Below are 13465 nucleotides of genomic sequence, written 5' to 3'. Positions count from 1 at the left end.
GAAAATTATTTTTTAAGCCAATTGTTGGTAAAAGAACAATCTTTATATTCATCAACAATTTTTATATAAGTATCTTTTATTTTTGTATCAAACCATTTACCAATAGCTTTGATTTGTTTTTCTTTCAAAGCTAAATCTTTAATTTTAATATAATCTTTAGCGTAATCAGCAGTATGTTCATCTATTCTATTGGTCACAATCATAATTTTATAATCTTTCTTTCCTTGATTATCTTCAAGCAACGGCATTGATATCTCATTATCTTTCAAATTAGAAACTTGACTATATAATGACGGATCCATTTTTGTCATTTCAAAACGAGTATCTTGTGTCTTAGGATTAACTAAAGCACCTCCATTAGCTCTTGTTTCCTTTTCATCCGACATCGTCCTAGCAGCTTCCGCAAAAGTAATATCTTTGTCTAATACCTTCTTTCTAATTAAAGTAATTTTCTCTTTTGCTTCTTTCAAAGATTCTTGTGAAACAACTGGCGAAATAAGAATGTGTCTTAGTTCAATTTCTTGACCTTTAATTTTTTCTACATAAATAATATGATATCCAAATGTAGTTTCAAAAGGCTCCGAAATTTCTCCTTCAGCAAGACTAAAGGCAACATCTTTAAATTCTTTTACAAAAGGGGTTTTTCTTGTCATTTTATAATAACCCCCATTTTTACTAGATCCTGGATCTTCTGAATACAATACAGCTTTAGTAGCAAAACTAGCTCCCTCTAAACATTCTTTCCTAAAACTATTTAGTTTATCGATAACTTTTTGTTTATCCGCATCTGTAACCTTTGGCTTTATAACAATTTGAGCAACTTCTAACTCAGCTCCAAAAAGAGGCAAATCCGCTTTTGGAATTTTTTTATAAAACTCACGTACTTCTTCTGGCGTTATTTCAACTTTATCAATTATTTTATTGGTCATTTCACCAGTTAATTTCTGTTCTTTCAAAACATCAAAGAAATAAGTTCTAAAATCTTCCTCAGATTCTTTTTGATAAAACTTAACTATCTTCTCCATAGATCCTACTTGTTCCAACATATACCCCAAGCGCTCATCCATCATTCCTTTAACTTCAGCATCGCTAACAATAATACTATCCTGAACCGCTTGATGCGCATATAATTTTTGCTCTAACAAACTACCTAATACTTGACACCTAGAAACATCTTTAGTAGATCCTCCCTGACTTGTAATTTCTAAAAATCCTTTATCAATATCAGAATCTAATATTATATAATCCCCAACTGTTGCTACCACGCCATCAATCTTTAGTTTTTTTCCTGAAGGCACATTTACCTTAGTTGTAGCAGCTACACTATCTTTAATAATTTCTTGAGCATTCACGAAGGTTAAAGTAGAAAACAATAGAAAAAAAGACAACACAACTTTATTAGTTATGGATTTCATCTGAACAATTTTTAAAGGCATTTTTTATATTTTATAATTAATTATTATTTAAAAAAGAGATTGCGGAAAAATTTCATTTCACTCAATTAGAGGATCTTAAAACAAAACAAATAATTTAAATTAAATTTTCAAGAATTAAAACAATTTAACCCAACAAAAAACTTACAATTTTAATAACTTAAACCGAACAAAAATAACAATTCGAATGCATTAAACAAGTTTCCATACTACTATTAACAAAAAATTATTAAGTTCTTATATTGTGATAAATAAATCAAAAGAAGGCAACACTTTTTTATAACTATATATTTTTTTTAAATAGCATTTATAAATAGTACTTTTGCAAACTATTGATATAAAAATATGAGTTTTTTAAAAGAAATACAACGAAGACGAACTTTTGGGATAATCTCGCATCCCGATGCTGGAAAAACGACCTTAACTGAAAAACTACTTCTTTTTGGAGGAGCAATTCAAGAAGCTGGTGCAGTAAAAAACAATAAAATAAAAAAAGGTGCAACGAGCGATTTTATGGAAATTGAGCGTCAAAGAGGAATCTCTGTTTCTACTTCTGTTTTAGCGTTTAATTATAAAGAGAAAAAAATAAATATTCTTGACACGCCAGGTCACAAGGATTTTGCCGAAGACACTTTTAGAACTTTAACTGCTGTTGATAGTGTAATTGTTGTTATTGATGTCGCCAAAGGTGTCGAGGAACAAACAGAAAAGTTGGTAGCCGTATGTAGAATGCGTAAAATACCAATTATCGTTTTCATCAATAAATTAGACCGAGAAGGTAAAGATGCTTTTGATCTCATGGATGAAGTGGAACAAAAGCTGGGATTAACTGTAACTCCTCTTAGTTTTCCTATCGGAATGGGGTATGACTTTCAAGGAATTTACAATCTTTGGGAACAAAACATCAATCTTTTTAGCGGAGATAGCCGTAAAAATATTGAAGAAACTATAGCATTCTCAGATGTAAAAAGCCCAGAGTTAGAGAAAATAATTGGACCAAAACCAGCAGAACGCTTACGTGAAGAATTAGAACTAATTGATGAAGTTTATCCAAAATTCGACCGTCAAGATTATTTGGATGGTAAACTACAACCAGTATTTTTTGGTTCAGCTTTAAATAATTTTGGTGTTAGAGAACTTCTTGATTGTTTTGTTGCTATTGCACCATCACCTAGACCAAAAGACTCTGAGACAAGATTAGTTGATCCAAAAGAAGATAAAATGTCTGGTTTTGTATTCAAAATCCATGCTAATATGGATCCAAAACATAGAGACCGCTTGGCTTTTATAAAGATTGTATCTGGGACATTTGAACGAAACAAACCATATTATCATGTTCGCCAGAAAAAGAACCTAAAATTCTCAAGTCCAAATGCTTTTTTTGCCGAGAAGAAAGAAATTGTTGATATTTCTTACCCAGGAGATATAGTTGGTTTACATGATACTGGAAATTTTAAAATTGGTGATACTTTGACTGAAGGAGAAATCATGAGTTTCAAAGGAATTCCAAGTTTCTCTCCAGAACATTTTAGATATATTAATAATGCCGACCCAATGAAGGCCAAACAATTGGACAAAGGTGTTGACCAATTAATGGATGAAGGTGTTGCTCAATTATTCACCTTAGAAATGAATAATCGAAAAATAATTGGAACTGTTGGAGCCCTTCAATACGAAGTTATTCAATACCGATTAGAGCATGAATATGGCGCAAAATGCACCTATGAAAATTTCCCAGTACATAAAGCTTGCTGGGTAAAACCCGATGATGCAAAAAATGAAGAATTCAAAGAATTCAAGCGTATCAAACAAAAGTTTTTAGCTAAAGACAAATACAATCAACTTGTTTTTTTAGCAGATTCGGATTTTACAATTCAAATGACACAAAATAAATATCCTAGTGTAAAACTATTTTTCACTTCAGAGTTTGAATAAACAAAAAAACGCCAGCATTATGTTGGCGTTTTTTATATATACAAATTAAATTCAACCTTAAAATTCTAGCAAGTTTTAGTATTTATCGCTTTTTTAAGAAGCGTTTTCAATAATAAATGATTAGGCTCTCTACCGGATGTCAAAAAACTCTTTTTAGTAGAAGAATCGTTAGATATTTTACTATTTACATCTTCTTTAGTCCCCATGAACCATAGAATAAAATTAACATTTGAATTAATATTAGAAGTAGAAACCTTAATGGGAGATTCATCAATAGCAATGCTTTCTTGATAAATTGGTATCAAATCTGAGGATTTTGAAGTAGTCTCATTTTGAGCAAATGCATTAAAAAAAGTAAGAAACAAAAAAGCAATAAAAAAATACTTTTTTTCACTATAGATTGTCAATAAAACACTAACTCTATTCATTTATTCCTTTTGTATTGATTTAGAACACATTTACAGGGAACAAAACTAACTTAACGTAACACTAAGCTAAAATATAGTCGACAAAAAACACCAAAAACCGTTTAAATACATTTTTAAGATACTTTTGCTTAATAATTTAAAATAAAAATAACAATTTAGAAATAAGTTAAAAAAAAAGACTCCCTTTTATGGGAGTCTTTAAATAGAATTATGCTTGACCAGTTGGACCAAAGTTTAATGGAATTGGAGGTTGTTCTGTATCTTTAATTTCACCGTGTGAAATTTCAAAACGATGAATATTTTCTCCTATTGCTTTAAGCAACCTTTTTGCGTGTTGCGGAGTCAATACAATTCTAGACTTCACTTTTGCTTTTGGAACACCTGGCATAATGCATACAAAATCTAAAACAAATTCAGATGAAGAATGATTTATAATGGCCAAATTAGAATAAATTCCTTCCGCTATTTTTTCATCTAATTCAATATTAATCTGCTCTTGTTGTTGTTTAGAATTGCTCATAAAATTTATTTTTTTCAACAATTCTCTCTCTACAACTAGCAGAGAGAGCATTGTTGAGTAAAAGAATTAATAAATATACTCTTCTTTATTTGCCATCATATCATTATAATCTTCTCTCGAACCTACAATTGCATTGTCATATTCTCTCATACCGGTTCCGGCTGGGATTCTATGTCCTACAATTACATTTTCTTTTAAACCTTCTAAGTAATCAACTTTACCTGCAACAGCAGCTTCGTTTAATACTTTTGTAGTTTCTTGGAAAGAAGCAGCAGAAATAAATGATTTAGTTTGAAGCGAAGCTCTTGTAATACCTTGTAAAACAGGAGTAGCAGTTGCTGTAATAACATCACGAGCAACAACAAGGTTTTTATCAGTACGTTTTAGTAATGAATTCTCATCACGCAATTGACGTGGAGTAATAATTTGCCCTGCTTTTAAAGCACTCGAATCTCCAGCATCTTCAACAACTTTCATACCATAAAGATTATCATTCTGAACAATAAAGTCTTTTGTATGAATTAATTGATCTTCTAAGAACAATGTATCTCCTGGATCTTGAACTCTTACTTTACGCATCATTTGACGAATAACTACCTCAAAATGCTTATCATTAATTTTCACCCCTTGTAAACGATATACTTCTTGAATTTCATTTACCAAGTACTGTTGAACAGCAGCAGGCCCTTGAATTCTTAAAATATCATCAGGAGTAATAGCTCCATCAGACAAAGGTACACCAGCTCTTACAAAGTCATTTTCTTGAACTAGAATTTGACTTGATAATTTTACCAAGTATTTTCTAATATCACCAAATTTAGATTCAATAACAATCTCGCGATTACCTCTTTTGATTTTTCCAAAAGAAACAACACCATCAATCTCAGAAACTACAGCTGGATTCGAAGGATTACGAGCCTCTAACAACTCCGTAATTCTTGGCAAACCTCCTGTAATATCCCCAGATTTAGAAGAACGACGAGGAATTTTAACTAAAACTTTACCTGCTTTAATTTTTTCACCGTTTTCAACCATCAAGTGGGCTCCAACTGGTAAGTTATAAGAACGAATCAATTCACCTTCTTTACCATAAACTAATAAAGTAGGAATTAATTTTTTGTTTCTTGACTCAGAGATTACTTTTTCTTGGAAACCAGTTTGCTCATCAATTTCAACCATGAACGATTGTCCTTGCTCTAAATCTTCATAAGCAATTTTACCGGTAAACTCAGAAACAATAACTCCATTATATGGATCCCATTTACAAATTACAGTTTCTTTTGCAACGGATTGACCATCTGCTACAAAAATACTAGATCCATAAGGAATGTTGTTTGTACTTAATAAAATACCTGTTTTTTCATCAATCAATTTCAATTCAGTAGAACGAGAAACTACAATATCAACTGAATTTCCTTCGCTATCCTCACCTTTAACCGTTTTTAAATCTTCGATTTCTAGTTTACCTGCAAAACGAGTAATAATACTAGATTCTTCAGAAATACCACCCGCAACCCCTCCAACGTGGAAAGTACGTAATGTTAACTGTGTACCTGGTTCCCCAATAGATTGTGCTGCAATTACACCAACTGCCTCTCCTCTTTGCGTCATTTTACCAGTAGCTAAGTTTCTACCGTAACATTTAGCACAAATACCTTTAGTAGCTTCACAAACCAATGGTGAACGTACTTCAACTTTCTCCACTGGAGAAGCTTCGATACCTTTAACTAATGCTTCTGTGATTTGCTCACCAGCATGAACTAAAATCTCACTTGTCAAAGGATTTATTACGTCTTGTAATGCAACACGTCCTAAGATTCTTTCACCTAATGATTCAACGATTTCCTCGTTTTTCTTCAAAGCAGAAACTTCAATACCTCTAAGAGTACCACAATCTTCGATATTAACAATAACATCTTGAGATACGTCATGTAATCTTCTTGTTAAGTATCCAGCATCGGCCGTTTTCAAAGCCGTATCCGCAAGACCTTTACGAGCACCGTGAGTAGAGATAAAGTACTCAAGGATCGAAAGACCTTCCTTAAAGTTAGAAAGAATCGGGTTTTCAATAATTTCACCACCACCAGCAGTAGATTTTTTTGGCTTAGCCATCAAACCACGCATACCAGTTAACTGACGAATTTGTTCTTTGGAACCCCTCGCTCCAGAATCAAGCATCATATACACAGAGTTGAAACCTTGTTGGTCTTCTCTAATGTTTTTCATTGCTAATTCTGTCAATTGAGCATTTGCTGAAGTCCAAACATCAATAACTTGGTTGTAACGCTCGTTATTGGTAATAAGACCCATATTATAATTTGCAGAAATACCTTCAACTTGCTCTCTGGCATCTGCAATTAATTTTGGTTTTTGTTCTGGGATTCTAATATCGCCAAGAGAGAATGATAATCCTCCTTTGAATGCAAATTTATACCCCATATCTTTCATATTGTCCAAGAAAGCTGCTGTTGTAGGCACATCAGTCGAACTCAATACGTGTCCGATAATATCTCTTAAGTTTTTCTTAGTCAATACATCATTGATATACCCAGCTGCTTCAGGTACTACTTCATTAAATAATACACGTCCAGCAGTTGTTTGTATAATTTGATACACTAATTCTCCAGCATCATTAAAATCTTTTGCTCTAATTTTTACTTGAGCGTTTAATTCTAAACGACCTTCATTCAAAGCAATATTAACTTCTTCTGCAGAATAAAATGTAATTCCTTGTCCTAAAATAGTTTTCTCAGGAGTTGACAAACGTTCTTTGGTCATATAGTAAAGACCAAGTACCATGTCTTGAGAAGGTACCGTGATTGGAGCACCATTTGCAGGGTTCAAAATATTGTGAGAAGCCAACATTAACAATTGAGCTTCCAAAATAGCCTCTGGCCCTAATGGTAAGTGAACCGCCATTTGATCCCCATCAAAATCCGCATTAAACGCCGTACAAACTAAAGGGTGCAATTGGATTGCTTTTCCTTCAATTAATTTTGGTTGAAAAGCCTGAATACCTAAACGGTGCAAAGTAGGAGCACGGTTCAATAATACTGGATGTCCTTTAATTACATTTTCAAGGATATCCCATACAACCGGTTCTTTTTTATCAATTATTTTCTTAGCAGATTTTACTGTTTTTACAATTCCTCTTTCTATCAATTTACGGATAACAAAAGGTTTGTATAATTCAGCTGCCATATCTTTTGGCAAACCACATTCAAACAATTTCAATTCAGGTCCAACAACAATTACCGAACGAGCAGAATAATCCACACGTTTTCCAAGTAAGTTTTGACGGAAACGTCCTTGTTTACCTTTAAGGGAATCAGATAATGATTTTAAAGGTCTGTTTGATTCTGTTTTTACTGCAGATGCTTTACGAGTATTATCGAAAAGTGAATCTACAGATTCTTGCAACATACGTTTTTCGTTACGAAGGATTACTTCTGGAGCTTTAATCTCGATTAATCTTTTCAAACGGTTATTACGGATGATAACACGACGGTATAAATCATTCAAATCTGAAGTTGCAAAACGACCTCCATCAAGAGGCACAAGAGGACGCAATTCCGGTGGAATAACTGGAATCACTTTCATAATCATCCATTCAGGACGATTCTCTCTGTTCAAAGTAGACTCACGGAAAGATTCTACAACTTGTAGTCTTTTTAAAGCCTCTGTTTTACGTTGTTTTGATGTTTCGTTATTTGCTTTGTGTCTTAAATCATATGACAATTCGTCAAGATTAATACGAGCCAATAAATCCATAATACACTCTGCTCCCATTTTGGCAACAAATTTATTAGGATCAAAATCATCTAAATATTGATTGTCTGCAGGAAGAGTATCTAGAATATTCAAATATTCTTCTTCTGTCAAGAAATCTAATCTTTGGATAGATTCTCCATCTGCATTTTTAGCAATACCCGCTTGGATTACTACGTATCTTTCGTAATAAATAATCATATCTAATTTCTTAGATGGAAGACCAAGGATATAACCAATTTTATTAGGAAGAGAACGGAAATACCAGATATGAGCAATTGGCACAACAAGGTTGATGTGTCCTACTCTATCTCTACGTACTTTTTTCTCAGTAACTTCAACACCACAACGGTCACAAATGATCCCTTTGTAACGTATTCTTTTATATTTACCACAAGCACATTCAAAATCTTTAACTGGACCAAAAATTCTTTCACAGAAAAGACCATCGCGCTCTGGTTTGTGAGTTCTGTAATTGATAGTTTCAGGTTTTAAAACCTCTCCTCTAGATTCTTTCAAGATTGATTCTGGAGAAGCTAATCCTATTGAAATTTTATCAAATCTTTTTACAGGATTCTTATCTTTATTATTATTTCTATTATTCATCATAGTTTTTACTATTGATTTATTTGCAATTAAAAATTGATTTTATTTTAGTCTATTATCAAATGCCTTAAAGTTTTTATAGTCATGAATGACATTAGACTTTGGGCTTTTAAACTTTCGACTTAAACACTACCTCGGATTACTTCTCTAAACTTCAAACATATTTTGAAGTGCTAGTTATAAAATTTTTTGAAATTTTATAAAAAATCGGAACGGGTTACGGGCCTAAATCCTAAAAACTCTTATAAATGAGTAAACAGTTTTCAGATATTGCTACCTGAAAACTGAGTACTACAAAAATTTATTTATTCTTCTAAACGAATATCTAATCCTAAACCTTTCAATTCATGCATTAATACATTGAATGATTCTGGCAATCCTGGTTCTGGCATAGACTCCCCTTTTACGATAGCTTCGTAAGTTTTGGCTCTACCAATAACATCATCAGATTTAACCGTCAAGATTTCTCTAAGTGTACTAGATGCTCCATAAGCTTCAAGTGCCCAAACCTCCATCTCTCCAAAACGTTGACCTCCAAATTGAGCTTTACCTCCAAGTGGTTGTTGTGTAATCAACGAGTATGGTCCGATAGAACGTGCGTGCATCTTATCATCAACCATGTGACCTAATTTTAACATATAGATTACACCTACAGTTGCTGCTTGATGGAAACGCTCTCCAGTACCACCATCATAAAGGTGTGTATGTCCAAAACGTGGTACTCCAGCTTCATCAGTCAATTCGTTGATTTGATCAAGAGAAGCTCCGTCAAAAATTGGAGTAGCAAATTTTCTACCCAAATTCATACCAGCCCAACCTAAAACCGTTTCATAAATTTGTCCAATGTTCATACGTGAAGGTACCCCAAGTGGATTCAACACAATATCAACTGGCGTTCCGTCTTCCAAGAAAGGCATATCTTCATGACGAACAATACGAGCAACAATACCTTTGTTACCGTGACGTCCTGCCATTTTATCCCCCACTTTCAACTTACGTTTCTTAGCGATATATACTTTAGCCAATTTCAAGATTCCAGATGGCAATTCATCACCAACCGTGATAGTGAATTTCTCTCTACGTAAAGCCCCTTGTAAATCGTTCAATTTAATTTTATAGTTATGAATTAAATCATTAACCATTGTATTAGTTGCATCATCAGCAACCCATTGACCCTTACTTAAGTGTGCAAAATCTTCAACAGCATAAAGCATTTTTTGAGTATATTTTTTACCTTTTGGTAAAACCTCTTCACCCAAATCATTCATTACACCCTGAGAAGTTTTTCCATTTACAATATTGAAAAGTTTCTCAATCAATTTATCTTTAAGCTCAACAAACTTCACTTCAAACTCCATTTCAAGCGCTCCTAAAGCATCTTTGTCCTGAGTACGTTTACGTTTGTCTTTAACCGCTCTTGCAAATAATTTTTTATCTAAAACTACACCGTGTAAAGAAGGAGAAGCTTTTAATGAAGCGTCTTTTACATCACCTGCTTTATCCCCAAAGATTGCACGAAGCAATTTCTCTTCTGGAGTAGGATCTGATTCTCCTTTTGGAGTAATTTTACCGATAAGAATATCACCAGGTTTAACCTCGGCTCCAATTCTAATCATACCATTTTCATCCAAATCTTTAGTAGCTTCTTCAGAAACGTTTGGTATATCATTCGTTAATTCTTCGTTTCCTAATTTAGTATCTCTAACTTCCAATGAATAATCATCCACGTGAATAGAGGTAAAAATATCGTCACGAACTACTTTCTCAGAAATAACAATCGCATCCTCGAAGTTGTATCCTTTCCATGGCATAAACGCCACTTTAAGGTTTCTACCCAATGCTAATTCACCATTTTGAGTAGCATATCCTTCAGACAATACTTGACCAGGAATCACTCTGTCTCCTTTTCTTACGATAGGTTTAAGGTTGATACTTGTTCCTTGATTGGTTTTTCTAAATTTGATTAAGTTGTATGTTTTATCATCAGATTCAAAACTAACCATTCTTTCTTCCTCAGAACGATCGTATTTGATAGTGATAATATTAGCATCAACATATTCTACAACTCCATTTCCTTCAGCATTTATCAATACTCTAGAATCTGAAGCCACTTGACGCTCTAAACCAGTTCCAACAATCGGTGCTTCAGGACGAATTAATGGTACGGCCTGACGCATCATGTTAGATCCCATCAACGCTCTATTCGCATCATCATGTTCCAAGAAAGGAATCAAAGAAGCCGAAATCGAAGCAATTTGATTTGGAGCAACGTCTGTATAATGTACTTGAGAAGGATCAATTACTGGGAAATCACCTTCTTGACGTGCAATTACGTTTTCGGCAGTGATTTTACCTGTAGCATCCATTTTAATGTTTGCTTGGGCAATTAACATTCCTTCTTCTTCCTCTGCACTTAAATAAATCGGAGTAGCATCTAAATCTACCACACCATTATTTACTTTACGGTAAGGTGTTTCAATGAAACCCATTCCGTTTACTTTAGCATAAACACCAAGAGAAGAAATCAAACCAATGTTTGGTCCCTCAGGAGTTTCAATTGGACATAAACGTCCGTAGTGCGTATAGTGAACGTCACGAACCTCAAATCCAGCTCTTTCTCTTGAAAGTCCACCAGGTCCAAGTGCTGATAATCTTCTTTTGTGCGTAATCTCAGCTAATGGATTAGTTTGATCCATAAATTGAGACAACTGATTTGTTCCAAAGAAAGAGTTGATAACAGATGATAATGTTTTAGCATTAATCAAATCTATTGGTGTAAACACCTCGTTATCTCTAACGTTCATACGCTCTCTAATGGTTCTAGCCATACGTGCTAAACCAACACCGAATTGTTGAGACAATTGTTCTCCAACTGTTCTAACACGACGGTTTGATAAGTGATCAATATCATCAATCTCAGCTTTAGAGTTGATCAATTCAATCAAATACTTAACAATAGTAATGATATCTTCTTTGGTAAGCACTTGCTTTTCCATTGGAGTATCAAGACCAAGTTTTTTATTAATTCTATAACGACCTACTTCACCTAAGTTGTAACGTTGGTCTGAGAAGAACAATTTATCTATAATACCACGAGCAGTTTCTTCATCAGGCGGTTCTGCGTTACGCAATTGTCTGTAGATATGCTCAACAGCTTCTTTTTCAGAGTTTGTTGGATCTTTTTGTAACGTATTGTGAATGATAGAATAATCAACTAGATTATTATCTTCTTTATGCAACAAAATAGATTTAACGTTAGAGTCAATGATTTCTTCCACATTATCTTTGTCGATAATGGTATCTCTATCAAGGATTATCTCGTTACGTTCAATAGAAACAACTTCGCCAGTATCCTCATCAACGAAATCTTCATGCCAAGTGTTCAAAACACGAGCAGCTAATTTTCTACCAATATATTTTTTAAGTCCTGTTTTAGAAACTTTAATTTCTTCCGCAAGGTCAAAGATTTCAAGGATATCCTTGTCTCTTTCGAATCCAATTGCACGGAATAAAGTAGTAACAGGTAATTTTTTCTTTCTGTCGATATAAGCATACATTACGCTATTAATATCGGTAGAAAATTCTATCCAAGATCCTTTAAAAGGAATTACTCTTGCAGAATATAATTTTGTTCCATTTGCATGGAATGACTGTCCAAAGAAAACACCAGGAGAACGGTGTAATTGTGAAACCACAACTCGCTCAGCTCCATTGATAACAAAAGTACCACTTGGTGTCATATAAGGTATTGTTCCAAGATATACATCTTGCACAATAGTTTCAAAATCTTCGTGTTCAGGATCGGTACAATATAGTTTCAACCTTGCTTTTAAAGGCACACTATAAGTAAGACCTCTTTCTATACATTCTTGAATAGTGTAACGTGGTGGATCTACAAAGTAATCTAGGAATTCCAATACAAAGTTATTTCTTGTATCTGTAATTGGAAAGTTTTCCATGAAGGTGTTGTATAACCCTTCGTCGCCTCTTTCGTCTGATTTAGTTTCTAGTTGAAAAAAATCTTTAAACGATTTTACCTGAACATCTAGAAAATCTGGATAGTCAGGAATATTTTTTGTAGAGGCAAAATTCAATCTTTCAGTCTGATTTGTTATCATCAATGGACAAAATTTTGATTAAAAAAAAGTAGTTTTTTGTGTAAAAACACAATGTTTAATTGATACCTTTCTTTTTATAATCAATACATCTTTAAAAATGAATAGGTAAAATTCAGTTCAATTTTTTTTCTTCGTATTGATCAAAAACTTTTTCGTATTTTAAACTATTATTATAATAAAACTTGTTATAATTTTATTATACGAAAAATGGTTTAGGTCATTGAGTGACTAAACTCAAGACCTAAACCGAATTCTAAACTATGTAAGAGTTATTTTAACTCAACAACAGCTCCAGCTTCTTCTAAAGATTTTTTAAGACCTTCAGCCTCTTCTTTAGTTACACCTTCTTTAACGTTACTTGGAGCGCTATCAACTACATCTTTAGCTTCTTTCAAACCTAAACCAGTAAGTTCTTTAACTAATTTCACTACAGCTAATTTAGAAGCACCAGCTTCTTTCAATACAACTGTAAATTCTGTTTGAGCTTCTTCAGCAGCAGCTTCTCCACCACCTGAAACTACTACAGCTGCAGCAGCTGGTTCGATTCCGTACTCATCTTTTAATATTGTTGCTAATTCGTTAACTTCTTTTACAGTTAAATTAACTAATTGTTCTGCGAATTGTTTCAAATCTGCCATTTTTTCTATCGTTTTAAAA

General features: G+C 33.4%; 7 protein-coding genes. 1 reads left to right on the top strand and 6 read right to left on the bottom strand.

The genetic code is table 11. The annotated features are described in order from the left end of the window. Positions 1 to 5 precede the first annotated feature (5 nt). The gene (locus OZP06_RS11590) at positions 6 to 1436 is read right to left on the bottom strand and encodes a peptidylprolyl isomerase (protein WP_269221978.1); all 1431 of its coding nucleotides are present in this window, start codon (positions 1434 to 1436) and stop codon (positions 6 to 8) included. Positions 1437 to 1778: 342 nt separating this feature from the next. Between OZP06_RS11590 and OZP06_RS11585 the strand changes: the two genes are divergently transcribed. Next, positions 1779 to 3368, top strand: coding sequence for a peptide chain release factor 3 (locus tag OZP06_RS11585; RefSeq protein ID WP_269221977.1), 1590 nt, complete (start codon positions 1779 to 1781; stop codon positions 3366 to 3368). Positions 3369 to 3433: 65 nt separating this feature from the next. On the opposite strand, the gene OZP06_RS11580 is transcribed toward OZP06_RS11585, so the two are convergent. From OZP06_RS11580 to rplL, 5 genes are all read right to left on the bottom strand, one after another. Then, complete coding sequence (locus tag OZP06_RS11580; RefSeq protein ID WP_269221976.1) at positions 3434 to 3796, bottom strand: hypothetical protein; 363 nt, start codon at positions 3794 to 3796, stop codon at positions 3434 to 3436. A gap of 208 nt (positions 3797 to 4004) precedes the next feature. Further along, the gene (locus tag OZP06_RS11575; protein ID WP_269221975.1) at positions 4005 to 4316 is read right to left on the bottom strand and encodes a DUF3467 domain-containing protein; all 312 of its coding nucleotides are present in this window, start codon (positions 4314 to 4316) and stop codon (positions 4005 to 4007) included. A 66-nt stretch (positions 4317 to 4382) separates the two neighbouring features. Further along, a complete protein-coding gene (rpoC, locus tag OZP06_RS11570) occupies positions 4383 to 8693 on the bottom strand; it encodes a DNA-directed RNA polymerase subunit beta' (protein WP_269221974.1) in 4311 nt (1436 codons plus the stop codon). Positions 8694 to 8995: 302 nt separating this feature from the next. Next, positions 8996 to 12808 carry a DNA-directed RNA polymerase subunit beta gene (gene rpoB / locus OZP06_RS11565; protein ID WP_269221973.1) on the bottom strand — a complete coding sequence of 1271 codons (3813 nt, stop codon included), beginning with the start codon at positions 12806 to 12808 and terminating at the stop codon, positions 8996 to 8998. 269 nt (positions 12809 to 13077) lie between these two features. Next, positions 13078 to 13446: a 50S ribosomal protein L7/L12 gene (gene rplL / locus OZP06_RS11560; RefSeq protein WP_077370834.1), complete on the bottom strand. Its 369-nt coding sequence runs from the start codon at positions 13444 to 13446 to the stop codon at positions 13078 to 13080. Positions 13447 to 13465 lie beyond the last annotated feature (19 nt).

Source organism: Flavobacterium sp. IMCC34518 (genome assembly GCF_027111095.2).
Taxonomy (GTDB): domain Bacteria; phylum Bacteroidota; class Bacteroidia; order Flavobacteriales; family Flavobacteriaceae; genus Flavobacterium; species Flavobacterium praedii.
Note: the sequence above shows the minus strand (reverse complement) of the source record. Positions and strands in the feature narration are given on the sequence as shown.